This is a genomic window from Catenovulum adriaticum, from assembly GCF_026725475.1.
Classification (GTDB): domain Bacteria; phylum Pseudomonadota; class Gammaproteobacteria; order Enterobacterales; family Alteromonadaceae; genus Catenovulum; species Catenovulum adriaticum.
Genome location: NZ_CP109965.1, coordinates 1,543,010 through 1,568,478 on the forward strand (window position 1 = coordinate 1,543,010; position 25,469 = coordinate 1,568,478).

A 25,469-nucleotide genomic window follows, 5' to 3' on the forward strand; every position below is an offset into this window, starting at 1 on the left:
TTAGATTAAATCACTTATTTCAACACCACATAAAAAGCTGGATGTTCCTTCTGCATTGCATCTAAGCACTTGGCCTTTACCCGTTAACGATGGTATTTGATCATTTGCTGAGTGTACAATAAAGCTAATTTGCTGGCCGATATCTAAAGCTTGCTCAAGCTCAATTGCAAGGCCGTTTGAGCTTAAATCTCTGCAAATGGCTGATATTTCCTGAGGTGCTTCAAGTGTGTCAATTACTACTGTGCAATCTGCGTTAATCATCATTCTGTAGTACGAGCGTTGGTCGTCACGTCCAATCATCTACAATTCTCCTAGTCAGCTATAAGCACTTATTTAAATTAAAAAATAGTGACGTCTTTGTTATTAAACGTCATGTTTCCATTATGTAAACCAAATGGTTTTAGTTCAACTCTTTTTGCTATATTTAACTAATAAATTAACGAAGCCTAGTTTAAAGCACCCTCTTTTTGACTTTGCTGTATAAATTGAGATATCCGTTTGGCAGAAATTGGATATGCCGTTCCTAAATTTTGCGCAAATAAGCTGATTCTTAACTCTTCAATCATCCATTTAATTTGCCAAGCCGCTGGATTATGAGGGCCATCGTCATATAACCCCTCTAAAGCACCGCTCACTTGTTCAGTTAATTTTTGAACTTGATCCCGATTTAATCTGTCTCTTACCGGATCGGTTGCTAATTTTTCAAGTCTGCGGTCAATCCCTTGGATATAACGTTCAATATCCGCTAGTTTATTAACGCCAAACTTAGTGACAAAACCTTTAAATATAAGCTCGCTCATTTGCTGTTTAACATCACTTTGAGCTTGAATAAGTTCAAAACTACTTTTACCTTTTAGCTTTTTATTTACCTGATTTGATAAAGTTAAAATACGCTCAACTTGTTTCGCTACAGCCAAAACGAGATCCGCGATCTCAGCTCTTAGGTGTTCATGCGCTTTTTGATATGCGGCTTTTTCTCTAGGTAACTCTGCCAAGCCAAGTAAATAGTCTTGAATACAAGCTTCGATACAGTCTTGAATTAAGTCTTTAACTTGGCCAAACGCGTTAAAATATAGACCAAGCTTAGCTTTATTGGGTAACTTTTCTTGTAAATATCGGCGAGGCGATGGCAAGTTTAAATAAATTAGCCTAGTAACACCTTGTAGCATTGACCAATCAGCCTGGCTTTGCGTATCGAACAATTTTATAGAAACCGAATCTTTATCGTCATTTAGCGCTGGATATGCTTTCACTTCATAGTGACTTTGATTGGTTGAATATTCTTTTGCAAGTTCGTCAAAATCCCACTCTGTTAATCCGCTGCGCTCAATCCCATCTTCGGCAACTTGGGTTAATGTTTCTGCTACTTTGTGCTGTAATTTTTGTTTTATTTGATCTAAATCTTTGCCATTTGCAACGGCTTTACCATTTTCATCAATTACTTTGTAATTGATTCTTAAATGGGCTGGAATTTGGGTTAAATCCCAAGCATCTTGGTCGACTGTTACGCCTGTCATGCGCTTAAGCTGATAACTTAAACTGCTAATAAAGTCACCATCGTTATTTTTCATAGCCTGTAAACAGGCACTGGCGTAATCAGGTGCTGGGACAAAGTTTTTACGAATCGGCTTAGGTAATGATTTAATCAAGGCAACGGCTAACTCATGGCGATAGCCTTGAATTGACCAATCAAAACCGGTGGATTCAACTTGATTTAATAGCGCTAGCGGTATCACAATATTGATCCCATCAGCTGCTTGGCTGGGCTCAAATACGTATTCTAACGGCAGGGTTAAGTTACCTTGTCGCCAAGTATCAGGAAATTGCTCAGTGGTAATTGCTTCAGCATCGTGGCGCATTAAATCATTGGTTGTTAGTGTTAAATAATCCGGCTGAACTTGTTTTTGTTGTTTCCACCATTGCTTAAAACTCACCAAGTCGACAATAGTGTCTGGCAATTTGTGATGATAAAACTCAAATAACTCAGTTTCGTCTGCCAAAATATCACGCCGTCTAGACTTAGCTTCCAGTGTTTCTATTTCTTCTATTAAATTTTGATTTTGTTTTAAAAAAGGTTCATTTAAGTTCACATCACCATTGACTAAAGCTTCACGAATAAAAATCTCTCGGCAAACTGGCGGATCAATTTTTCCGTATTGAACTTTACGTTTATGAACTATGGTTAAGCCATATAAAACCTGATTTTCAAACGCGACGACACTGCCGCGCTTTTTCTCCCAATGTGGCTCTGAATATTTTTTATTTACCAAATGTGTCGCTAATGGCTCTATCCATTCTGGTTCAATTTTAGCGACCGTGCGCGCAAATAAACGGCTGGTTTCTACCAACTCTGCGGCCATAATCCATTTTGCTTTGGTTTTGCTTAACGCTGAACCCGGAAAAACCACAAACTTAGTATTACGTGCGCCGTTATAGCCTTGCTTGTTATCTTTATTGCCTATATGACTTAATAAACCGGTAATGAGTGCCTGATGAATCGTTTTAAAATCAGCTTCTTGTTGGCTAATTTTCCAACCTAGCTCTTTAGTCGATTCGGTTAGTTGGTAAACCACATCTTGCCATTCACGGATCCGTAAGTAGTTTAAAAACTCTTTTTTGCATTGTTTTCTAAATTGGTTTTGTGACAATTCATTTTGTTGCGAGTCTAAGTGTCGCCACAGATTTAAGTAACTTAAAAAATCAGAGCTTTCATCGTCAAAACGTTTATGTTTTTCATCTGCGGCTTGCTTTTTATCGTTGGGTCGTTCACGAGGGTCTTGAATACTTAAGCCGGCAACAATCACAATAAGCTCTTTTAAACAGCCAAATTGTTCCGCACTAAAGACCATCTTACCTAATCGAGGATCAACGGGTAATTTAGAGACTTGCCGGCCGACTTGCGTTAAGCTAGCTTGGGTTTTATTTTTGGTTTGTTTCAGTGCGCCAATTTCTTGGAGCAATAAAATTCCGTCATTAATATTACGGTTGTCTGGTGGCTGAACAAATGGAAATGCCGAAATATCACCTAAACCTAATGCATGCATTTGTAAAATAACAGAGGCTAAATTGGTTCTTAGAATTTCAGGATCGGTAAACTCTGGGCGAGATAAATAATCTTCTTCACTATATAAACGAATACAAATACCAGCAGCAACACGACCACAGCGCCCTGCTCTTTGATTTGCACTAGCTTGAGAAATCGCTTCAATTGGCAAGCGTTGAACTTTGGTTCGAGCGCTGTAGCGGGAAATACGCGCTGTTCCAGGATCAATAACATATCGAATTCCCGGAACCGTTAACGAGGTTTCAGCTACATTAGTTGATAATACAATGCGGCGTCCCGGATGAGATTGAAATACACGGTTTTGTTCTGCATTGGATAGCCTGGCATAAAGCGGCAGTACTTCGGTATCTCGTAAATTAAGTGCGTTTAAACCATCGGCGGTATCGCGAATTTCACGCTCGCCATTCATGAAAATGAGAATGTCACCTAAGCCTTCTTTACACAGCGACTTAACGGCGGTAAAGATGCCATCGAGTTGATCATCATCGTTGTTTTCATTATCACTTTTTGTGTTATCAACCATGGGCTGATAACGAATTTCAACTGGGTAGGTTCTGCCAGACACTTCAAACACAGGCGCATTATTAAAGTGTTTTGAAAAACGTTCAACATCAATGGTGGCTGAAGTAATAATGACTTTTAAATCAGGGCGTTTAGGCAAAAGTTGTTTTAAATAACCTAAAATAAAATCAATATTTAAACTACGCTCATGCGCTTCATCAATAATAATTGTATCGTATTGATTTAAAAATCTATCTTGTTGAATCTCCGCCAACAAAATACCGTCGGTCATTAATTTAATATAAGTTTCTGGTTTGGTGTGATCGTTAAATCTAACTTTATAACCAACTTGTTCGCCCATCGGGCTTTTTAATTCTTCTGCAATACGGTTAGCGACACTACGTGCAGCCAAACGCCTTGGCTGGGTGTGGCCAATAAAACCATTCAAGCCACAACCGGCTTCTAAACACATTTTGGGTAACTGAGTGGTTTTACCTGAACCTGTTTCACCAGCAATAATAACAACTTGATTGCTGGAAATAGCGGCAATGATATCTTCACGTTTATCTGAAACGGGTAAATCAGGGTATTCTGGTTTAGGTTGGTTTTTTGCTCTTTGTTGTTTAAACAATACAGAAGCTTCAACTTGTTTTAACCAAGCCTCAAATGAACTTTGCTGTTTAACCGGATCTTTGGTTTTTTCAATATTAAAAAAACGCTTTTTAAGACGGAAATAATCCGCTTGATAAACTTGTTTAAGTAACTGTAACGATTGACGATTAAGCTTGGACAAAAATAAAACCCCCGTGTATACAACGGGGACTAATGCTATCAAAGGCTTGAGGGTTTAGCGAGTAAAACCCATGCTTATAAGGATTAAATTGCCATATTATATTCTTCGTTTAAGTGTGTATCGATCGCTTTTAGAATTTGATGGCGATGGATGGTGCCGACTAAATGGCCTTCATCATCGATAACAGGATAAATTCTTGGTCGTTTGAGTGCCATTTGTTGTGCGACATCTAAAACCGAAGTTTGTGGTTTTACTGAAACAATATCTTGACTCATAATATCGCCAACTCGGGCGACTTGCTCTCGATAGTAAGTTGATTCAATCATTTGAGTAATGCAATCTTGCTCTGATAAAAAACCAACCACTTTTCCCTGCTCGTCAATGACGGGTCCACCAGATTGATTAATATCTAGTATACGCTCGACCGCTTCTGCGATTGTCATATCAACAGAAAATGTAATGGCTCTTTTAGTCATAAAATCTTCAACGCGTAATGATTTCATTTTGTTCTCCCCAGTTTCCGCTGATCGTTCATGCTTACTTTAATATTAGTTCATCCCACTAACTAAACTAATATTATTTCAATCTTTTTTTATTCTTATCAGCTATATACTGATTTTTCACTCTATAACCTCAATGTTTATACACATTTTTTGACCTGCATTCAGCAAAGAAGGTTTGCATTTAAGTGGTGATATTCACTGTATTGAATAATTATTCACGCTAATATTTTTACTCGCAGACCGCTTAAATAATCAAAATAGGCTAAAAAGTTATCCACTCATTCATTTAAAGTTGAGTTAAATTATCCGTCAGATAAAGGGGGTAAATAACCAAATGCGGCTGAAAAACTTAAACTTATCGCTTTAAACTGGCTTAAATACAGAGTTGATAAAGTCAACAAAGCAATAAAAATAAACAGCTCAGCCAAAATAGTTCAAAACAGATGGTCGAATTTTAAAACGCAACAACAGCCCTACCACTCGCACATTTTATCCACATATACTTAAGTATATTGATACTTGTGTTATGTATTGAGTAAAATGCTATTTTTAATCACTCGTTAAAATAGACACGCCTTAATGAAAATCGAACTCTTTCATCAACTCCTGATAAGTCGCTGTTTGAGATTTGTTCAAAGTCATTTGCTCAATTTGTTCAACCACGCTCTGCAACGCGTTTTTTTGTTCTTCCATGAGCTCATCTTGTTTACTCATTACAACCATAATTTTAATCATACTTAACGCTGTTCGTACATTATTGGGAGCAAGCTTAAAAGCTTGCTCTAAGGTATTTAATGCCGGTGCATATTTTTTCCGTTTAAACAATTCGTTTGCCATTTCACTTAACTGTTTTGGCGTAAAATGCACATGTGTTCTTTCTTCTGTTTCTTGCTCAATATATCGCCCTACCACTTGGCTAGTTAAATTGTCGCCTGAAATCTGTTTTTTAATGGCATCTAAAAGTAATACGGCATCTTCTCTTCGACCAAGTTCATGAAAGGCTTTCACCTTATCTAAGTTGTCTTCAATTGACGGATAACTTTTTAGGCTTACATGCGCGTCTAATAAACGTTCAGCTAAGTTGGGTTCGGATTTGGCATTATGTAATCGAATTTTAGAAATGGTTAGCTGTTGTTTATAGGTTGATAAATCATGGTGGCTTTGTTCTAACAATTTTATTTGGCGATCAACTTGTTGCAATACTTTTACGCTTGCGTCTTGGGTTAGCGTACAAGCTAAGTCAATGCCTGCTCTAATTACATTTAGGTGTAATTCGGGCGAATCATGAATCGAATTTTTTGCATATTTAGCCATGGCCTGAGTTGCTTTATATTGGCCTTGGTGATCATGATTTAACCGAGCTAAGTCCCACAATTTTTTATTGCGCTCAATGTTTCTGGGGGCAAGTGCGGCCGCTTTTTGTATTTCGATATACGCTTGTTTGTAGTTTTCTTGTTCAATATAAAATTGAGCTAATAAGTCGTATGTTGCAAAACGAGTATCTGGTTTATCAATTAAAGTTTCTAATAACTGAGTTATCTCTACCATTTTATTTTGTTTTAAGAGACTTTTGACATAGCCTAAATAAACTCAGCTTAGTTGATGTTGTGCCAGTAACGCTTTAAAAAATACTTGTGCTTCAGTGAATTCAAGTAAACTTAAATAAGCTTCGCCTTTTAAACGCATTAAAGGCAAATGAAATTTCTTTAAATCTGGGTTTAATAAGTGACGCTCAACACAATAAATGACTTTACTGTATTCTTTTTGATCTATTGCTTGATAAACATTATACAAGGTTTTTTTAATAGACAGCGTATGGTTTAAACGTGCCTGTACTTGTTTATGTGCTAATGGCTTGACCCAAAAATCGTCTGGCTGCAACTCTACAATGCTATTCACTAAACTTGCTTGGGTATCTGCGCTTAAAAAAATCAGCACTGTTCTTTTATTTACATGGCCTTTGAATTTGAGCTCTTCTAATAAGTGAAATCCATCTTTATCACTATTTACATTAAAAGCACAAATGACAATATGAAATTGGGTTTGTTCCGCTAATCGCAATGCATAATAAGCATTTTCTGCACAACGAATATATGAGATCCCCAAGTCATTTAAGCTGGTGGTTAACATATTGTGCACTAAAGTACTTTCATCAATGATGAGTACTTTTAACGAAGGAAAATCACTAAGATCGGCTTTATCCATTTTATTTTTATTATTTAAAATTATTAGAATTTTTTAATGGCTGAGGCAACTTAGCCTCAGCCATTATCAATGTTTATTGACTATTTTTTTAGATTTTCTTATTTTTGAATTAACTTATTTTAAGCCAAACCCGGCAGCCATAAAGGTAGCAGCAAGTGGAATAGCAATTAAGAGTAAAGATTCAAATCTAACAATATGAAGTAAATATTTAGGCACTTGAATAACTTGGCTCGTTTGCGATTTTTGTTTTATTAAAAATAAAGTAGGCGCAAGCGATAATGCGGCCATCACCACGAATAATGTCATTTTTACATGAAATACTGGGTTTTTTGCGTAAAACTCTGCAGGTTTGCCTACCCATAACAATAGCGCTAAACCCGATAATAAAACAATAAATGCGCTAACCCCATAAATTCGGTCAACCACTTTTAATTGTTTTAATTGCTGCTGATTAATTTCAGCTTTTAATAAAATATGCTGGGCAAATAACGCTGAGCTTAAAACTATAATGCCTATAAAATGTGCATAACGGACTAAAATATCTAACATAAAAACCTCAATTATTTATAACCTATTATTTTGAGATACCAAGTTAAGTTGCTAACCCAAAATTCAGAATTATTATTTTTTAACTTAAACCAGCTCAGTAAAGCATTAAACATCTAACTTAATTAGCAAAATGATTAAACTGACTCTGGTTTGTTAAAATGATTTAAGCATAAAATAGTTTAAGTTACTGCTAATTTATGATTTTTTTTAACTTTTGATACAAAAAAGGCGAACATTCAGTTCGCCTTTAAATTAGTTGTTTAATTATTAAACATTAACCTGCAAATACACGGGCATTTCTAAACATGCGAACCCAAGGACTATCTTCTTTCCAATCATCTGGATGCCATGAGTTAGCCACGGTTCTAAACACTCGTTCTGGATGAGGCATCATTATCGTAACGCGTCCATCTGTAGAGGTAAGTGACGTAATGCCATTTGGTGAGCCGTTTGGATTAGCTGGATATTGGCTTGTTACATCGCCATAGTTATTGACATATCTAAGTGCAACTGTACCGCTATTTTCAGCCGTTGATAACGCATCTGCGTTGGCAAATTCTGCACGCCCTTCTCCATGAGAAACGGCGATACCCATTTTTGAGCCTTCCATTCCATTAAAGAAGATTGAGTTAGACTTTTGCACTTCAACCATACTAAAGCGTGCTTCAAAACGCTCAGAGTTATTACGCACAAATCGTGGCCAATGGCTAGAACCCGGAATTAATTCTTTTAATGTGCTTAACATTTGGCAGCCATTACAAACCCCTAATGCAAAGCTTGAATCACGTTCAAAAAAGCCTTGGAACTGGTCACGTGCTCTATCGTTAAATAAAATTGATTTAGCCCAACCTTCACCAGCGCCTAGTACGTCACCGTATGAAAAACCACCACAAGCCACTAAGCCTTGGAATTGGTCTAAAGTAATACGGCCAGATAATATGTCACTCATATGAACATCGTGAGCTTCAAATCCAGCGCGATCAAATGCGGCGGCCATTTCAACATGCGAGTTAACACCTTGCTCACGTAAAATCGCCATTTTAGGTTGAATGCCCTTACTAATATAAGGTGCGGCAACATCTTCATTTAAATCAAATGTAAGGGTTGGCTGCATACCTGGATCGGCTGCATCGGCTTTTGCATCAAATTCTTGCTGTGCACATTCAGGATTATCACGTAGCGCCTGCATATGACGAGTAGTTTCAGCCCAAATTTGGCGATATTTAACTCGGCTTTCATTAATAACCGCATCACCATTAAATTGAATATTAATTTGGTCGTCTTGATTTAAACCACCAATCACATGGCTGTTATCAGCTAAACCATTATCCGCTAATACCGCTTTAACATGCGCTAAATCTTCAGCTCTAACTTGGATAACCGCACCGAGTTCTTCATTAAATAAAGCGGCAAGTGCATTATCACCTAATTCAGAAATATCTAAGCTCACACCAGTTTTACCAGCAAACGCCATTTCGGTGATGGTTGAGAATAACCCCCCATCTGATCTGTCGTGATAAGCGAGTAATTTTTGTTCTGCTAATAAGGCTTGGATTGAATTAAAGAAGCCTTTTAATAACTCTGGGCTATCTAAATCAGGACCTTGCTCACCTAACGCTTGATAAACTTGCGCTAAACAAGAGGCGCCTAAACGATTTTGCTTATTACCTAAATCAATCAGCACTAATTGAGATTCACCTTTGTCTGTTCTGAGCTGTGGCGTAATTGTTTTACGCACATCTTCAACACGAGCAAATGAAGTAATAATTAATGACATTGGCGACGTCACGGCTTTATCTTCGCCATTTTCTTGCCAAGCCGTTTTCATTGACATTGAATCTTTGCCCACGGGTATTGTAATACCTAGCGCAGGACATAATTCTTCACCAACGGCTTTAACCGCTTCGTAAAGACCGGCATCTTCGCCTGGATGCCCTGCTGGACTCATCCAGTTTGCTGACAATTTAATACGTTTTAAATCACCAATATCAGCAGCCGCAATATTCGTAATACTTTCGGCAACGGCCATACGAGCTGACGCACCAAAATTTAATAAAGCAAGTGGTGTACGTTCACCTAATGCCATTGCTTCACCATGATAAGAATCAAGTGAAGCTGTTGTCACAGCAACATCTGCAACCGGAACCTGCCAAGGGCCAACCATTTGGTCACGCGCAACCATACCGGTAACTGAGCGATCCCCAATGGTAATTAAGAATGTTTTTTCAGCAACAGTTGGTAAGCGTAATACCCGTTCTGCAGCATCATTAATATCAATATTTGCAGTTTCAAAAGCAACCGGATTTAATTTAGCCGAGACAACATCTTTTTGAATTTTAGGGGTTTTACCTAATAAAACATCTAACGGTAAATCAATAGGTTTATTATCAAAATGAGAATCGTCTAATCTTAAATGACGTTCTTCTGTTGCTTCACCAATCACCGCATATAAAGCACGCTCACGCTCACAAATTTTTGCGAATGTATCGATATTTTCTGCTGGAATCGCCATTACATAGCGTTCTTGTGATTCATTACACCAAATTTCTAGCGGAGACATACCCGGCTCATCATTTGGTACATCACGTAATTTAAAAATACCGCCGCGCTCGCCATCATTCACTAATTCTGGCATTGCATTTGATAAACCGCCCGCGCCTACATCATGGATAAACGCAATTGGGTTGTTGTCACCCATTTGCCAACATTTATCGATCACTTCCTGACAACGACGTTCCATTTCTGGGTTTTCACGTTGAACCGATGCAAAATCTAAATCAGCACTTGATTGACCAGATGCCATTGATGAAGCAGCACCACCGCCCAAACCAATGTTCATTGCCGGACCGCCCAAAACCACTAATTTAGCGCCGACAGGAATAACACCTTTTTGAACATGATCCGTTCGAATATTACCCAAACCGCCAGCAAGCATAATTGGTTTGTGATAACCACGAACTTCTTTACCATTAAAACTGTTCACTTCAGCTTCAAACGTACGGAAATAACCTAATAATGCAGGACGACCAAATTCATTATTAAATGCTGCGCCACCTAATGGGCCATCTAACATTATTTCTAGCGCGGTCACAATGCGCTCTGGCTTGCCGTAATTAATTTCCCACGGTTGAGTAAAATCTGGAATATTTAAGTTAGATACAGTGAAACCAGCTAAACCGGCTTTAGGTTTAGAGCCTCGACCTGTTGCGCCTTCATCCCGAATTTCGCCGCCTGAACCAGTTGCTGCACCCGGAAATGGTGAAATCGCTGTCGGATGATTATGAGTTTCAACCTTCATCAAAATCTCAATATTTTGTTGATGATAGTTGTAAACACCCGTGTCAGAGTCTGCATAATAACGACCCGCCACAGAACCTTCCATTACCGCTGCATTATCTTTATAAGCAGACTGCACATAATCAGGTGTTACTTCAAAGGTATTTTTAATCATTTTGAATAATGATTTAGGTTGAGCAACGCCATCAATAACCCAGTCAGCATTAAAGATTTTATGGCGACAATGCTCAGAGTTTGCCTGTGCAAACATATATAATTCGATATCGTTAGGATTTCGACCTAACTTAATAAAATTTTCGACCAAATAATCAATTTCGTCGTCAGCCAACGCTAAACCTAATTCAACATTCGCTTTTGCTAACGCCTCGCGGCCACCGTTCAACACATCAATACTGGTAAATGGCTTAGGCTCAGATTGAGCAAATAAAGCGTTAGCTTGCTCAGTTTGTTCAAATACCACCTCAACCATGCGGTCATGCAAAATAGATTGCAAATCAACTAACTGGCCTTCAGATAAAGTTTCAGTAGTCTCAACATAATAAGCAATACCTCGCTCAATGCGATTAACTTGGGTTAATCCACAATTGTGTGCAATGTCAGTTGCTTTTGAAGACCAAGGTGAAATCGTACCTGGTCGTGGCGTCACTAAAATGAGTTGCCCTTTTGGTTCATGCTCTTCAATGGTTGGACCGTATTGAAGCAATTTAGACAATTTAGTGAGTTCGTCGTCCGATAGCTGTGCTGATAAATCAACAAAGTGCATATATTCGGCATAAATGCCACTAACAGCTAGATTCATTTTTGCGCAACTGGCTAGCAGTTTATTAACGCGAAAATCAGAAAGTGCGGGAGCGCCACGCAAGATTTCCATAAGCAGATTCACCTGAAATACTAAGAAGATAGGATTAAAGGCGCATATTATAGTGAAATTAAACAAATTTACCATTGCCTGACAGCAACAATTGACCACAAAGGGGTTATTCAGCTAATCTAAGTAACCATTATACTCAGCAATTTTCTTCAATGTCTGTAAACTGCATTTTAAAAAACAAAATAATAATAAACATTATCAGTAGCTTAGCTTTAATGCTTTGCTTGTTTGGCTGTCAGGATGAAACGGCAAAATCTCAGGCAGAGCAAATTGGTGAAGAAAAAAAAATTAGAGTCGGCACCATTTATGGCGCAACCAGCTACTATTTAACTGCCGATGGCCCTGCCGGATTTGAATATGAACTGGCCGAAAAGTTTGCTCGTTATTTAAATGTCGAATTAGAAGTTGTACCCGTTTATGATTTAGCTGAGTTATTTAATTTATTAGAATCCGACCAAGTTGATTTTTTAGCCGCAAGTTTAACCGTTACGCCAGAGCGTTCTAAACAGTTTCGTTTTTCTCCGAGCTATCAAAAAATTAGTGAAAAATTAGTCTTTAAACAAGGCAATGAGCGTCCGCGTGATTGGTCGGATGTAAAAGGCACCTTAGTTATTACCGATAAAAGCAGCCACCAAGAAACCTTAAATCAACTTAATTTAAGTGAGGTAGACTGGCAAACCACGAATGAACAAGATCCTGAAGAATTAATTAAAGCTGTGCTGAATGATGAAATAGATTACACCATAGTCGACTCTAATTTGTTAGCCATCAACCGCCGTATTTATCCAAATTTGAGTATTGGGTTTACGGTTTCAGACGATCATCAGCTTGCGTGGGCTTTTGCCAAAAAGCAAGATGACAGTTTGTATGCACTGTTAATCGATTTTTTTGGTTCAATTCGTCAAAATGGTGAGTTTTCACATTTAGAAGATAAGTATTTTGGCCATGTTAAACTGTTTGATTATGTAGATACCCGAAGCTTTATTAAAGCCATAGAAATCGTCTTACCTAAATATCAGGCTTGGTTTACCGAGTATGCACAGCGCTACGAATTAGACTGGCGTTTACTAGCCGCACAAAGTTATCAGGAAAGTCACTGGAATCCACGAGCAAAATCTCCCACTGGAGTACGTGGAATTATGATGCTGACTTTACCAACCGCTAAACAAATGGGCGTAAAAAGCCGGCTAGATGCCGAGCAAAATATCAGAGGTGGGGCCCGTTATTTATCTTCGTTGCATAATCGCATTCCTGAACGTATCAGCGAACCTGATCGCACTTGGTTTGCGCTCGCTTCTTATAATATTGGTCTAGGCCACTTAGAAGATGCAAGACGAATTGCACAGCAACAAGGCGCAAACCCAGATAAATGGCACCAAGTGAAACGTTATTTGCCTCTGCTTCAAAAGAAAAAATATTATAAAAAGACAAGATATGGCTACGCCAGAGGCCAAGAAGCTGTTACTTATGTTGAGAACATTCGTCGTTATTACGATTCTTTAGTTTGGTTTTATGGGCCAAATAATAACACCGAATACGCACCTGTTGAGCCTGATAACGCTAAGCTGGAAACTTCAGCCGACCTTGACTCCCCCCAAAAAAATAGCGAGACAATAGAAACAAAGCAATCCAAACAAGTGAATGAAATTAAAGACAATAATCAAACTAACATTAATTAAGCAGATTCGAACTTAATTCAAATTAGTGCTGTATCTTTTTTTAAAAGCAGATTAAACTCGAACTATCTCAAATTAAGCCTTTTTAGTTATGATCAGAGAAGCTTTATTGTCTGACATTCCCGAGTTTGTTCGTATTCGCCAGCAGCCCTCGGATAACCCTATTGATAATGCCAAACCTATTCCACTTATTTGTTATCAGCAATATTTAACTAAATATGGTAAAGGATGGGTTCACATCCACAATAATACGGTATGCGGATATGTGATTAGCTCAAAAAAAGAAAGTACCATATGGGCTCTTTTTGTTGAACAAACATACCAGCGTCAAGGCATTGGCAAAGCTTTATTAAATAAAGCAACTCAATGGTTAAATCAAAATGGTATTCATAAAATTTACCTTTCAACTGCGGTTAATAGTCAGGCTGAACAGTTTTATCAGCATTTAGGCTGGCACAGAGGCATGCCATTGGACACGGGCCAAGTTACCTATACACACTTATATCCCAAAACAAATTACCAAGCGGTCGCCTTATTAGAAAAATCAATGGCTTAAAATTAATGACTTTATCTTTTTTAACAATAGCGATAAAACAAAGGTTACGGGCTAATTAAGTTATTTATAACAATCTTTAATTCAAGTATGACGTTGACAGACATTTTCCTATAAAAATAACAAAACACTGTTTGACTATACAGTACATATGAGCTTTAATAGTCATACAGTATTTATACAGTGCTTTTTGAAGTGCATTTAGGGGATGAATAATGTTAACTCATTTATATATTAAAGACTTTGCAATTGTTGATGGCTTGGATATTGAAATTGATCCGGGTATGACCACTATTACCGGTGAAACCGGTGCTGGAAAATCTATCTCAATTGATGCACTAAGTTTGTGTTTGGGCAGTCGAGCCGAAACCAGTATGGTGCGCCCTAATGCCGATAAAACCGAAATTAGCGCCACTTTTAATGTTAGTCAGATACCAGAAGCTATGCAATGGCTCGAAGCACAAGATTTATTAAATCCTGATCAAACCGACTGCATGATCCGCCGGGTAATTACTGCCGAAGGCCGTTCGAGAGCTTATATAAACGGCGCACCTGTACCAGCCCAATTACTAAAATCACTTGCCCCTTATTTAGTTAACATTCATGGTCAACATGCACATCAATTATTATTAAAAGCTGATAATCAGCTTACACTACTTGATCAGTTTGCCGATCATAAACATTTGCTTGCACAGACAACTATGGCGTATCAAGGTTGGCACAAATTAAAAAACGAGCTTAAACAATTAGAAAAAGAACAAGCAAACCGAGATGCTCGTTACCAATTATTAGAATACCAAGTAAATGAGTTAGATGACTTTGATTTAGCTGAAGGTGAATTTGAACAAATAGAGTTAGAGCACAAACGTTTATCAAATTCAGTATCTTTAGTTACCGATAGTCAACAATGCTACAGCTTATTGTATGAAAACGATGAACAAACCATTGTCGGTATGGTCCAGTTTATTCAAAATAAATTATCCGACCTGTCCAAGTATGATCCAGCACTTGAAAACTTAATTGAAATGATTAATCAAGCCGATATTCAGTTACAAGAAGCCAGCTATGAATTGCGTGATTATATTGATAGCCAGGAACCTGATCCTGAGCGTTTACAGTTAGTTGAAGAGCGAATGGCAACAGCTCTCGAACTTGCCAGAAAACATAAAGTGCCTGCAGAGTCTCTTTATGTAGAACACCAAACGCTAGCAAAAGAACTAGCTCAAATAAAACAATCAGATGAGCAAAATGAACAATTAAAAGCCCAAGTAAAAGAAGCTCAAGAATACTACTTAACGGCAGCCAAAGCCTTGAGTGATAGCCGTGCAAAAGCGGCAAAAGCACTAGCAAAAGAAATAACCCAAAGCATGCAAACACTCAATATGCAAAAAGGGCAATTTTCAATCAAATTAACAAGCAATTCGTCGCCTTCAAAATTCGGTTCAGATGATATTGAGTTTCTAGTGAGTGCCAACCCAGGGCAGCCGCTACAAGCTATGCATAAAGTCGCATCTGGTGGTGAATTATCTCGAATTAGTTTAGCGTTGCAAGTTTTAACATCAGCTAAAAGCTCAGTACCAACACTTATATTTGATGAAGTAGATGTTGGAATTAGTGGGCCAACTGCTGCTATTGTTGGACAAATGCTAAGAAAAATAGGCAAATCTACACAAGTGATTTGTGTTACCCATTTACCTCAAGTTGCAGCTTGTGGACATCAACAAATGCAGGTGACTAAGCAAAACGATGGTAATTCAACGACAACCAGTATGATAAAACTAGATCAAGAACAAAGAGTATATGAACTAGCTCGTTTATTGGGTGGTGATGCGATTAGCGAAAACACCTTAAAAAGCGCAAAAGAGTTACTGGTTAGCTAACTGTTTTTTCATAACTTATTTTATAATCAACTCACAAAAAGTCAGATTGATAAATAGTTTATTTTAATAGAGCCCTTATTAATCTGGCTTTTTTGGATATTTTTTACAACAATAAAGACGCCTTGGCAACGCCCTGCTCCCTCCAATATTATTGATGTATCAATGAACATATTTTTAGCAGTAACGCTGAGCAGCACGTTATATAAGAACCTCAAACTTACCAAAAACTAAATAAAGCGCCTATTGGCTAACAATCGTAACGGTAAATATTACCAGCTCACTGTACTTTTTACTTTGTGGTTTTATGTTTCTTCAAAATAGACAACATAATTTTTTGGTGATATGTGTTATTTGGCATCTGTATTGGCTATTAAAAAGCAGCCAAAACGCGATTTTATTACGTTTTATAGCGTTAAAGTTGTGCACGCAACAAAATTGTTCATTTCATCGCCGCATTTTTTGAGTATTGGCACGTGTTTCGCTTACTTTCGATTACCAAGAAAGCTCACACCATATAAATAGTAAGGGAAACAACGTGGCAGAACGTTACAATTTATCTGAAATTATTGAGCAAATTACACAAGTGGGGCAAGGTGCTAAAAAAATCACAGCCGGTGATTTAATTGAGCATTTTGAAAACAGAGGATTTGGCCCTTTATTAGTATTCCCAGCTCTAATCGCGATATTACCCACTGGTGGAATCCCTGGGGTGCCAACTGTTTGTGGAATATTAATTTGTTTTATATCAATTCAACTCGCATTAGGCAAGCAAAGTCCTTGGCTACCTAAAAAATTTAAGCAACTCAGTATTAAGCAAGAATCACTTGAAAAAAATGCCAACAAAGCATTACCTATCACCCAAAAAATAGACAAAGTTTTTCGACCTAGATTTAAATTATTCCAATCGAAAAAAGTAAAAAAAGCAATTGCATTAACTTGCGCTGGCTGCGGGCTAATTATGATTCCTTTAGAATTATTACCATTTGCAGTTGCGATACCCGCTAGTGCCATTTTATCAACCGCTGTTGGCCTAGCAACAGAAGATGGCTTATTTATCATCATTGGCTTAGCGATGAGCCTAATGAGCTTTGCCGGCACCCTCCTTCTTATTTTTTAGCCTTAAATTTATATCAATATTGATTAAGAGAGCATAATGACTGTAGAAAAATTACTGACTCAAGCAGAAGAAAAAATCATAACTTGGGTCGAAACACTTGGCAGTATGTTGCCAAATATAGGCCTTGCCTTTCTAATTTTACTTATTTTTATGGTTACAGCCACTTGGGTTGAAAGCATATTTCGTAAGATTCTACAAAAATCAATGGATTCCATTGAAATAATCAACCTGCTACTGGCCATTATTAAAGTATTGTATGTAGTGTTAGGTGCTTTCATTGCACTTGATTTAATTGGATTGACAGGCACAGTCACCTCGTTACTCGCGGGTGCTGGTATTATTGGTTTAGCGATAGGTTTTGCATTTCAGGACATGGCCGAAAACTTTATTGCAGGCGTTTTTATGGGAATAAGAAAACCTTTTAAAGTAGGCCATATTATCCAATGTGATGATATTTTTGGTACCGTGAAATCAATTAATTTACGCAACACTGTCGTTGAAAATTTTTATGGGCAAATTTTAATTGTGCCTAATAAAACTTTATTCCGAAATACCATTACCAATTATTATTTAACTGCACAACGTCAAATTGAAGTGCCAGTTGGTATCTCATATGCTGATGATCCCGAGGAAGCTGAAAGTGTTATTTTAAAGGCGATTAACGATCTTGATTTTGTGATTCGAAAAGATGAATCTTTAGTTTTTGCTGAATCTTTTGACAATAGCAGTGTCTTATTAAAAGTTTGGTTTTGGATAGATTATCCGGGCGAGCCAGGATTTTTAATTGCCCGTCACAAGGCGATTTGTGTCATTAAACGTGCACTAGAGGAAAATGATATTCTTATTCCGTTCCCAATCAGAACTTTGGATTTTAATGCCAAAGGTGGCAATACCTTGTCTGATATGGACCTTAAAATGCAAAATCAGACAAAACCTGATAAATCGTCTAACGATGAACCAAACCTACACCAAAATAAGCCTTCAGACAAAGACGCAGAGTCAGCTGAGGGTGAATCTTAAGTTTTAAAGAATGTGGCCTGTTTATAACCAAGCCACCACACTAACAGGACTGATTTATCATGAAATCAATCGACATAGAAATTGCATCAGATGTAATGTGCCCTTGGTGCATTATCGGCTATCAAAACCTTGCTGCCGCATTGGACGAACTATCGAATGAAATAACAGCTAATATTAGCTGGCTACCTTTTGAGTTAAATCCTAATATGCCAATTGAAGGGCAAGCGTTTGATGAACACATTCAACAAAAATATGGATTAACTAAAGCCCAAAGTTTAGAAAACCGAGCTCGAATCGAAGAAATGGGTGAAAATGCCGGTTTTAAATTTAACTTTGAAGGCGAAAGGATCATGATAAATACCTTTGACTGCCATCGTTTGTTAGCTTGGGCAAAAACAGAAAATAAGCAAAACGATTTATCACTCGCCTTTTTTAAAGCTCATTTTCAAAAAGGTATATATCTCAATCATACTGACGCTTTGTTAGATATAGTTGAGCGTGTTGGTTTAAACCGAGAAAAAGCGAATGAAGTTTTAACCTCTAACGCCTATGCTGACGAAGTTAAAGCACAAATAGAGCAACTAAAAGCATTAGGCGTTAACTCTGTTCCAACTTTTATCATTAACCAAAAGTATGGAATAACAGGTGGCCAACCTAAACAAGCTTTTATTGATAACTTACAAAAAATTGTAGCAGAGCCAACGCCACAATAATTAACGCTAGCAAGCTTTTAGAGTCTATTCAGAAAACTAATGATTGGCATTTAAGCTTGCTAAATATACATTGAAAGCATACCTATTTTATAAAGTTAAGATAACCCCTACCAGCAATAAAATCAGATACTCGGTTAGGCTGCTTAACGTTAATGGCGTAGCGTAATAGCCTCCAACGCTTGAACACTTGAGGCTGTTCTTATCGATATAAAGACTTTTGATAATACCTGAAATGCCAACCAAACCAGTCACGATTGCCACTAAACTTAAACTAAGGTAAAAATAACCAGCTAATAAAGCAAGCCCTAGAATTAATTGGATGAATGGAAAAATATATGCGTATTGCGGTAACTTAAGATAAACTAAATCGTATTGCTTAAATCTATGTGCAAACGCTTTTAGATCCATTATTTTCAAACTGGCAAACGAAGTGAGCGCAAAGCCTAAAAAACCCTTCAAGTTTAGTCCAGTCGCAACAGCAAGCAAAGCACTTGCAATTAATAACCAGATTAGGCCCCAGTGGCTTGTCTTAGAAACATGTTTATCAGGCGATGCCAAATATTGTTGTAGCTCACGGTAACCACCTATATGTTTTCCATTTAAAAATATTTGAGGTGTCGTACTCACTGCCAATTCGTGCTTAAATTGCATTTCTTCATCTTTACTATCAAACAGATGATCTTGATACGACACATTATGTTCATCTAATAATTGAACTGCTTTTTGCCCCCACGGACACATTTTTTTTCGATAAATTCGGTTTTGAGCCATAGTCGGCATTATTATTCTCGTTTGCAGTTATGAGTTTTAGTATATTAACTAACTTCTTATCGCGAGTTTAGATTAAATAATTAAAATTAAGGCACGAATACAAAAAGTTGTGAAATTTATTATAAATAAACCCTAAAATAAAGCTGTAATCAAAAGTAATCCAGTCATTCATATTTCACAGTTTACACAAAAAGCGTTTAATGAGTATAAAGTTTGTATTATTCACTCATGCCAACTCGCCCTACTTTACATACGTTTTTAATACACTAATCACTTGGTCTACCTCTTGTTCCCTTTGCGCTTGAGTTAATTCAACCACACCTAGATGTTCACGTAAATGTTCTTCTAACACTTCCATCATCAAACCGTTAACTGCACCTTTTAATGCTGCAATTTGTTGCAGTACTTTCATGCAGTCTGCTGGCACTGAAGCTTCACTTTGTTCGGTTTCAGGCACTAACATATTTTCAAGGCCTTGTGCCTGCCCTTTAATTTTTCGAATGCGCGCCAGTAACTTTTTATTATGAATGGAATGCGACATGATTAACCTCTAGCTTTACAATAACTATACTGGGGTATAGTATAAAGTAGTATTGCAAAATTCACATCCCCTGATAAACGGATTGATAAAAACCGTCTAAAATTAAGCGACCTTATAGAAAAATGACGAGTTGAGCACCAACCAATATAGATAGAGAAAAACCCATGACTATTCCAAGCGACCATAAACACTCAATAAAGCCTCAACAGCATAATAATGAGCCACTTTTAGGCGCGCATCAGCACAATTATTTTGCCGATAAATCAGCTCAAACCCGAAAAGTTTATGCGGTTTTAGCACTCACATTAGCGACTATGTTTGCAGAAATTAGTGTTGGTATTTGGTCCGGCTCTATGGCTTTATTAGCTGATGGCTGGCACATGGGTACACACGCAGCTGCTTTTAGTATTACGCTTTTTACTTATTGGTATGCAAATAAACATAAAAATAATGAATCTTTTAGCTTTGGTACTGGCAAAGTAACGGCTTTAGGTGGTTTTGCCAGTGCTGTTGGCTTAGCAATTGTTGCTTTGTTAATGGTCGTAGAGTCAGTTGAACGCTTGCTTAATCCTCACCAAATTTATTTTAATGAAGCAATTGGGGTTGCCATTATAGGTTTATTGGTCAATGTGGCCTCAGTTTTTATTTTACACGACAATCACGACCATAGTCATGACCATAACCACGGTCACCATGATCACAATATAAAAGCAGCTTATTACCATGTATTGGCCGATGCACTTACCTCTTTATTAGCCATTGCGGCATTATTGGCAGGTAAATATTTTAATTGGATTTGGATGGATGCATTAATGGGCATTGTTGGTGCGGTTATTATTGTAAAATGGGCATGGGGGTTAATCATTCAAACCAGCGAAACTTTGTTAGATAAAAGCGTTGAGCTAACGTTAAATGAACAAATTAAGCAAAACTTAGAAAGCGAATTTAACGTGACCGTGAGCGATTTTCATATTTGGCGTTTGGCTGATAAGCATAATGCGTTAATTGCAGCTGTGGTGGTTGATAAACAAAATATAAAATTAACGCCAGAGCAAATAAAAACGTATCTCTACAAACATATAGACAAGCTTTCACACGCGACAATAGAAATAAATCATGTTTAATTCGGATGGCATAGTGCTTTTTTATAACATCGAGTTTCTATCAATAGAGAAACGCTAACTGCACCTAGTGATTTTAGAGGTTACGACCAAAAATAAGGTAACAAAACCCGACGAGAAAACTTTCTGGGGTTATTGACATCCCAGTGCCTTATTCAGCACTGCAAACAGACAATGATGTGCAAGTTCAGTTTTCCGATACCTGTGGTTACGTAAGCAGTATGGCTTTGCAAGTGGTTACCGGCAGTAAAGCTCTCACTTATTCGTTAAATTAAGGGATGTAACTCACCCCTGCTTGGGATAGGTTAATCTAATCGCCTAATCCAGATATTTCTATAGCTGACCGGTGAGCTATGATCCTGAATTGCAATCGGGCCTTCTGGGGCATGTGCCACATAAGGTTTAACTTTTTTATGTGCTGTGGGGCCAGTAAGTGACGTACGATTGTGCACTAATACACCATTATGAAACACTGTCATATGAGCTTTTTTTAATAGCTGGCCGCTCTCATCAAATTGAGGCGCTTCAAATACCACATCATAAGATTGCCATTCACCAGGTTTTACCGATGCATTAACTAGCGGTGGCGTTTGCCCATAAATCGCTGCCGCTTGCCCGTCGGCATAAATAGGGTTATCCCATGAGTTATAAATTTGCAGCTCATATTTCCACATAAAATACAATCCACTATTGCCTTTGTAAGCAACTTTATCGTCTGGTGTATTTGGCGTTTTCCATTCTATATGCAATTGAAAATCTGAAAAATTCTCTTTAGTTTGAATCGAATTATTGCGCTTTACTTTTTGCTTAGATGGAATTGTCACAACCCCATCGGCAATATCCCAATTAACAGGGCTGCCATCTTTGGCATTCTTAAAAGCATCCATATGAGCGCCATCAAATAGGATGATCGCATCTGCGGGCGGTGCTACCTGCACTGCTCCTTGTGTCGGCACTTTTGGCGGCAGTGGCCGATCTTTATCATGCACACGCCACTGGGAGCCAGGGGTCATGGGGGTATCTTTATAACCAAGATTATAAGCATACGCGTTAGACAAACTCAGTGCTAAACCCGCTAAGGCTGCACAAAAAACACCTTGATATTTTAACATATTATCCTTAAATCCGCTTTTTATCGGGCCACCATAAAAAACATATAACCACATACAGTTAACAAAAATAACAGTTTATTATAATGAGCAAACCCAATCAAACTTAATTTATTAGTTTTATTTATAAAACAAACACCAGGATCACGGCCACAGAAAATAACCAGATGACAATCGCAACACGATTAGAAACAAACTTTAAATGTTGTTCATCACTAACATATTTACCCGGTTTTGTTCCTAACATCATTGCTTGAATCAGCGGCTCTTTTTTTACTAATTGATAAAAAAACACCGCCACTAAATGCAGCCAAATCGCCGCTAAAATAAGGTAAAAATTTAATCCATGCCATTGAGTCAGCTGATCCGACTGAGCTTTATTTACCCAATCGGCAAATGGCCCACTAAAACCTAAATCGTTGTTGGCAAAAAAACCGCTTAATACTTGCACCAACAAAACACACAGCATAAAAACAACCATGTAACCACCAGCGGGGTTGTGGCCTGCATAATGGGCAGCTTTTAGCTGCAAAGAAGCTTTTAAATAACAAAACGCGGCTATCGGTGAGCAAACAAAATGAGTAAAACGTGCGGTTGTAGAGCCCAAAAATCCCCAAATTAGCCTAAACACCAATAACACACTAATGCCATAACCAACCACAGCATGAGCCTGCATCCAGCGGTATTCAATGGTAAACCAAGCGGCCGTTATGCCAAGCACTAATAACCAATGGAAAATACGAATACCTAAATCCCATACCTTTTTATCTGTCATCATTAGCCCTCAATACCCGTTAATTGTATGCCCGCTTGATTAAATTTTTGTATTGGCAACTCGGTTAACACACTTTTGTTTACCACCAAATATTTTAGATTATTTAAACCCAGCAATTTGGCGACCGCCTGTGCGCTCACTTGGGTAGCGGCAAGATTAATGTAAGTGAGCGAGGACATTTGCAATATGACATCTATCGCTTGGTCAGTGATTGGCGCATTGCGTAAATTGAGTTTTTGCACAATCGGGGCCACCTGATGGACCTGCGCAAACAGTGAATCAGCAACAGGGGCTGAACTTAAATGGGTGATCTCAAGATACTTAGACGTTCGAGCTAGATATTGTACATTGTATGGATACAAGTTTTGCAGCCGTGCCACATCAGCGGCATAAGTCGATCTTAATTCATCCACATGTTCTGGCTGATAAGGTTTAAATTCTATGATGCGTTTAGCTTTAGGCGCATTGGGAAACTCAGCCGCCGTTAGCGTACCTGACGCCCCCTTAGCCAGCCACAGCTGAATGACTTTAAGTTCGTCGTCGGTATGGCGTTTTCGTCCATATGGCGGCATCGCTAATCGGTCATCCGCGGGTAGTTGCATGCGTTGTAACAAAATACTGTTTTGTTCATTTATTCCTAATACATCACCACTGCGCCCACCAAATACCGTTTGCCGAAAACTGTCCAACCTAAGTTGACCTTTGATTTTGTCCTTTTGGTGACAATCCGTGCAATAACGTTCAAAGATGGGATCGACTCGTTGTTGATAAAATGAATCCTCATGTGCTTGCAGTTTAGGTAGACCCAAGAGGGTTTCTTTGCCCCATTGTAACCAGGCAGGCTGCTGACTTATCGTCAGCCCAAGCAGTGCCAAAGTTAAAATAAATACTAATACAAAATAACTTTTTGCTGTCATCAATTTGCCCTTTATGCAAGCAACTGAGAGATAATATGAGCTTCTTTAACCCCAGTCAGCTTTTGGTTTAAGCCCTGAAAACGATAGTTCAAATCATGATGATTAAAACCTAATAAATACAATAAAGTTGCATGAAAATCATGAATACTAACGGGATCTTTAACTATGTCATAACCCATATCGTCAGTCTGCCCATGACTATATCCGGCTTTTACACCCGCCCCTGCCATCCACATTGTGTATGCATTTGGATGGTGATCACGACCCGCAAACGCATTATCAACACCACCACGATTTTCCTGCATTGGAGTACGGCCAAACTCACCGCCCCAGATAACGAGTGTGTCTTCTAACAAACCTCTGCTTTTTAAATCCGCTAATAAAGCGGCAATCGGCTGGTCGATTTGGCGACATTTATCTAAAAACCCCATATCTAACGCTTCACTTTTATTGCTGCCGTGCGAATCCCAGCCATAATCAAACAACTGGATAAAACGCACGTCTCGTTCGGCTAAACGTCGGGCTAACAAACAATTATTAGCAAAACTCGCTTGGCTGGGTTTTGCCCCGTAGGCGGCTAAAGTTTTTTCTGATTCTTGCTCAATCGAAAACGCATCTGAGGCCTCCAGTTGCATTCGATACGCCATTTCATATTGCGCCACACGAGTTAAAGTTTCAGGATCGCCTTCCGCTTGATAATTCTGTTGATTTAAATTTTTTAAACCATCTAACAAAACTCGTCTAAGTGAGCGCGAAACCTGTTCCGGATTACTTAAATACAAAATTGGATCACCTTGTGAACGGCAACGCACCCCTTGATAAGCACTGGGCAAATAACCCGAACCCCAAAGTTGTTTGCCACCATCTGGGTCACGGCTGCCAGACACCAGCACCATATAACCGGGCAAATTTTGATTCATGCTACCTAAACCATAAGTTGCCCAAGCTCCAATGGATGGATGGCCAGACAAAGCATTGCCGGTATGCGCCAATATTTGTGCAGGCGCATGGTTAAATTGGTCAGTGTGCATAGATTTAATAAAACACAAATCGTCGGCATGTTTTTGCAAATGAGGTAAACAATCTGAAATCCAAGCGCCACTTTGTCCATGCTGTGAAAAGTTGGCTTTAGGCCCTAATAAGCTGGGCCGTCCCGAAATAAACGCAAAACGTTTACCGGCTAAAAATTCATCAGGACACAGTTTGCCATCGTATTTTGCAAGCTCGGGTTTATAATCAAAAAGTTCAAGTTGACTAGGCGCACCCGCCATATGCATATAAATAACGCGTTTTACCTTACTTGGATATTGTGGTGGAAGTGGCGCTAACGGCTGACTCATAGGGCGACTAAAATTAAGCTGAGTTTCACTGCCAAACGCATTCGTTGGCATGGCTGAGGCCAAAAAAGCACTACTTAACAAACGGCCACTGCCCAATAAAAACTCTCGCCGAGTTTGCTGCTGCAATTGCTGATATAAAAAGTTTTTCATAAT

The 25,469-nt window shown here is 38.3% G+C and carries 21 protein-coding genes; 8 read left to right on the forward strand and 13 right to left on the reverse strand.

What is annotated here, in order from left to right:
• The 7 genes from OLW01_RS06885 to purL all read right to left on the reverse strand — a co-directional run bounded on the left by OLW01_RS06885 (nt 1) and on the right by purL (nt 11,783).
• Nucleotides 1–300: a PilZ domain-containing protein gene (locus OLW01_RS06885; RefSeq protein WP_268076050.1), complete on the reverse strand. Its 300-nt coding sequence runs from the start codon at nt 298–300 to the stop codon at nt 1–3.
• Nucleotides 301–446: 146 nt separating this feature from the next.
• The gene (hrpA, locus tag OLW01_RS06890) at nt 447–4,358 is read right to left on the reverse strand and encodes an ATP-dependent RNA helicase HrpA (RefSeq protein WP_268076052.1); all 3,912 of its coding nucleotides are present in this window, start codon (nt 4,356–4,358) and stop codon (nt 447–449) included.
• An 83-nt stretch (nt 4,359–4,441) separates the two neighbouring features.
• On the reverse strand, nt 4,442–4,861 hold the full coding sequence (locus OLW01_RS06895; protein ID WP_268076054.1) for a CBS domain-containing protein: 420 nt from the start codon (nt 4,859–4,861) through the stop codon (nt 4,442–4,444).
• Between the two features lie 576 nt (nt 4,862–5,437).
• Nucleotides 5,438–6,409 (reverse strand): hypothetical protein, encoded by a 972-nt coding sequence (locus OLW01_RS06900; protein WP_268076056.1) that lies wholly within the window; start codon nt 6,407–6,409, stop codon nt 5,438–5,440.
• 42 nt (nt 6,410–6,451) lie between these two features.
• The gene (locus OLW01_RS06905) at nt 6,452–7,066 is read right to left on the reverse strand and encodes a response regulator (RefSeq protein ID WP_268076058.1); all 615 of its coding nucleotides are present in this window, start codon (nt 7,064–7,066) and stop codon (nt 6,452–6,454) included.
• Between the two features lie 114 nt (nt 7,067–7,180).
• Complete coding sequence (locus OLW01_RS06910; protein WP_268076060.1) at nt 7,181–7,615, reverse strand: DUF2214 family protein; 435 nt, start codon at nt 7,613–7,615, stop codon at nt 7,181–7,183.
• Between the two features lie 274 nt (nt 7,616–7,889).
• Complete coding sequence (purL, locus tag OLW01_RS06915; protein WP_268076062.1) at nt 7,890–11,783, reverse strand: phosphoribosylformylglycinamidine synthase; 3,894 nt, start codon at nt 11,781–11,783, stop codon at nt 7,890–7,892.
• A gap of 152 nt (nt 11,784–11,935) precedes the next feature.
• On the opposite strand from purL, the gene mltF reads away from it, so the two are divergent.
• The 6 genes from mltF to OLW01_RS06945 all read left to right on the forward strand — a co-directional run bounded on the left by mltF (nt 11,936) and on the right by OLW01_RS06945 (nt 18,742).
• On the forward strand, nt 11,936–13,462 hold the full coding sequence (mltF, locus tag OLW01_RS06920; RefSeq protein ID WP_268076064.1) for a membrane-bound lytic murein transglycosylase MltF: 1,527 nt from the start codon (nt 11,936–11,938) through the stop codon (nt 13,460–13,462).
• Nucleotides 13,463–13,550: 88 nt separating this feature from the next.
• Nucleotides 13,551–14,015, forward strand: coding sequence for a GNAT family N-acetyltransferase (locus OLW01_RS06925; protein WP_268076066.1), 465 nt, complete (start codon nt 13,551–13,553; stop codon nt 14,013–14,015).
• Between the two features lie 212 nt (nt 14,016–14,227).
• A complete protein-coding gene (gene recN / locus OLW01_RS06930; protein WP_268076067.1) occupies nt 14,228–15,892 on the forward strand; it encodes a DNA repair protein RecN in 1,665 nt (554 codons plus the stop codon).
• 535 nt (nt 15,893–16,427) lie between these two features.
• Nucleotides 16,428–17,009 carry an exopolysaccharide biosynthesis protein gene (locus OLW01_RS06935; RefSeq protein WP_268076068.1) on the forward strand — a complete coding sequence of 194 codons (582 nt, stop codon included), beginning with the start codon at nt 16,428–16,430 and terminating at the stop codon, nt 17,007–17,009.
• A 36-nt stretch (nt 17,010–17,045) separates the two neighbouring features.
• Nucleotides 17,046–18,029 (forward strand): mechanosensitive ion channel family protein, encoded by a 984-nt coding sequence (locus OLW01_RS06940; protein ID WP_268076070.1) that lies wholly within the window; start codon nt 17,046–17,048, stop codon nt 18,027–18,029.
• A gap of 59 nt (nt 18,030–18,088) precedes the next feature.
• On the forward strand, nt 18,089–18,742 hold the full coding sequence (locus OLW01_RS06945; RefSeq protein ID WP_268076072.1) for a DsbA family oxidoreductase: 654 nt from the start codon (nt 18,089–18,091) through the stop codon (nt 18,740–18,742).
• A gap of 87 nt (nt 18,743–18,829) precedes the next feature.
• Here OLW01_RS06945 and OLW01_RS06950 read toward each other — a convergent pair whose 3' ends face one another.
• Together OLW01_RS06950 and OLW01_RS06955 are read right to left on the reverse strand one after the other, a co-directional pair.
• Nucleotides 18,830–19,522: a glutaredoxin gene (locus tag OLW01_RS06950; RefSeq protein WP_268076074.1), complete on the reverse strand. Its 693-nt coding sequence runs from the start codon at nt 19,520–19,522 to the stop codon at nt 18,830–18,832.
• Nucleotides 19,523–19,754: 232 nt separating this feature from the next.
• Nucleotides 19,755–20,054 (reverse strand): metal/formaldehyde-sensitive transcriptional repressor, encoded by a 300-nt coding sequence (locus OLW01_RS06955; protein ID WP_268076076.1) that lies wholly within the window; start codon nt 20,052–20,054, stop codon nt 19,755–19,757.
• 164 nt (nt 20,055–20,218) lie between these two features.
• Here OLW01_RS06955 and dmeF point away from each other — a divergent pair, with 164 nt between their 5' ends.
• On the forward strand, nt 20,219–21,178 hold the full coding sequence (gene dmeF / locus OLW01_RS06960; protein WP_268076077.1) for a CDF family Co(II)/Ni(II) efflux transporter DmeF: 960 nt from the start codon (nt 20,219–20,221) through the stop codon (nt 21,176–21,178).
• Nucleotides 21,179–21,321: 143 nt separating this feature from the next.
• A complete protein-coding gene (locus OLW01_RS06965; RefSeq protein WP_268076078.1) occupies nt 21,322–21,450 on the forward strand; it encodes a hypothetical protein in 129 nt (42 codons plus the stop codon).
• Between the two features lie 30 nt (nt 21,451–21,480).
• On the opposite strand, the gene OLW01_RS06970 is transcribed toward OLW01_RS06965, so the two are convergent.
• The 4 genes from OLW01_RS06970 to OLW01_RS06985 all read right to left on the reverse strand — a co-directional run bounded on the left by OLW01_RS06970 (nt 21,481) and on the right by OLW01_RS06985 (nt 25,466).
• Complete coding sequence (locus OLW01_RS06970) at nt 21,481–22,287, reverse strand: 3-keto-disaccharide hydrolase (protein ID WP_268076079.1); 807 nt, start codon at nt 22,285–22,287, stop codon at nt 21,481–21,483.
• A gap of 121 nt (nt 22,288–22,408) precedes the next feature.
• Nucleotides 22,409–23,062 carry a cytochrome b/b6 domain-containing protein gene (locus OLW01_RS06975; protein ID WP_268076081.1) on the reverse strand — a complete coding sequence of 218 codons (654 nt, stop codon included), beginning with the start codon at nt 23,060–23,062 and terminating at the stop codon, nt 22,409–22,411.
• Entirely contained in the window at nt 23,062–23,976 is a 915-nt protein-coding gene (locus OLW01_RS06980) for a c-type cytochrome domain-containing protein (protein ID WP_268076083.1), read from the reverse strand. Before OLW01_RS06980 ends, OLW01_RS06975 begins: the two co-directional genes overlap by 1 nt.
• Nucleotides 23,977–23,987: 11 nt before the next feature.
• Complete coding sequence (locus tag OLW01_RS06985) at nt 23,988–25,466, reverse strand: DUF1501 domain-containing protein (RefSeq protein WP_268076085.1); 1,479 nt, start codon at nt 25,464–25,466, stop codon at nt 23,988–23,990.
• Nucleotides 25,467–25,469: the final 3 nt, after the last annotated feature.

Bases quoted from the DNA above. Each gene is read 5' to 3' on its own strand.
- OLW01_RS06955 (WP_268076076.1), bottom strand. From the start codon at position 20,054: ATGTCGCATTCCATTCATAATAAAAAGTTACTGGCGCGCATTCGAAAA.
- OLW01_RS06970 (WP_268076079.1), bottom strand. From the start codon at position 22,287: ATGTTAAAATATCAAGGTGTTTTTTGTGCAGCCTTAGCGGGTTTAGCA.
- dmeF (WP_268076077.1), top strand. From the start codon at position 20,219: ATGACTATTCCAAGCGACCATAAACACTCAATAAAGCCTCAACAGCAT.
- OLW01_RS06895 (WP_268076054.1), bottom strand. From the start codon at position 4,861: ATGAAATCATTACGCGTTGAAGATTTTATGACTAAAAGAGCCATTACA.
- OLW01_RS06905 (WP_268076058.1), bottom strand. From the start codon at position 7,066: ATGGATAAAGCCGATCTTAGTGATTTTCCTTCGTTAAAAGTACTCATC.
- OLW01_RS06885 (WP_268076050.1), bottom strand. From the start codon at position 300: ATGATTGGACGTGACGACCAACGCTCGTACTACAGAATGATGATTAAC.
- OLW01_RS06910 (WP_268076060.1), bottom strand. From the start codon at position 7,615: ATGTTAGATATTTTAGTCCGTTATGCACATTTTATAGGCATTATAGTT.
- mltF (WP_268076064.1), top strand. From the start codon at position 11,936: ATGTCTGTAAACTGCATTTTAAAAAACAAAATAATAATAAACATTATC.
- OLW01_RS06950 (WP_268076074.1), bottom strand. From the start codon at position 19,522: ATGCCGACTATGGCTCAAAACCGAATTTATCGAAAAAAAATGTGTCCG.
- recN (WP_268076067.1), top strand. From the start codon at position 14,228: ATGTTAACTCATTTATATATTAAAGACTTTGCAATTGTTGATGGCTTG.
- OLW01_RS06975 (WP_268076081.1), bottom strand. From the start codon at position 23,062: ATGATGACAGATAAAAAGGTATGGGATTTAGGTATTCGTATTTTCCAT.
- OLW01_RS06945 (WP_268076072.1), top strand. From the start codon at position 18,089: ATGAAATCAATCGACATAGAAATTGCATCAGATGTAATGTGCCCTTGG.
- OLW01_RS06980 (WP_268076083.1), bottom strand. From the start codon at position 23,976: ATGACAGCAAAAAGTTATTTTGTATTAGTATTTATTTTAACTTTGGCA.
- OLW01_RS06925 (WP_268076066.1), top strand. From the start codon at position 13,551: ATGATCAGAGAAGCTTTATTGTCTGACATTCCCGAGTTTGTTCGTATT.
- OLW01_RS06940 (WP_268076070.1), top strand. From the start codon at position 17,046: ATGACTGTAGAAAAATTACTGACTCAAGCAGAAGAAAAAATCATAACT.
- OLW01_RS06900 (WP_268076056.1), bottom strand. From the start codon at position 6,409: ATGGTAGAGATAACTCAGTTATTAGAAACTTTAATTGATAAACCAGAT.
- purL (WP_268076062.1), bottom strand. From the start codon at position 11,783: ATGGAAATCTTGCGTGGCGCTCCCGCACTTTCTGATTTTCGCGTTAAT.
- OLW01_RS06985 (WP_268076085.1), bottom strand. From the start codon at position 25,466: ATGAAAAACTTTTTATATCAGCAATTGCAGCAGCAAACTCGGCGAGAG.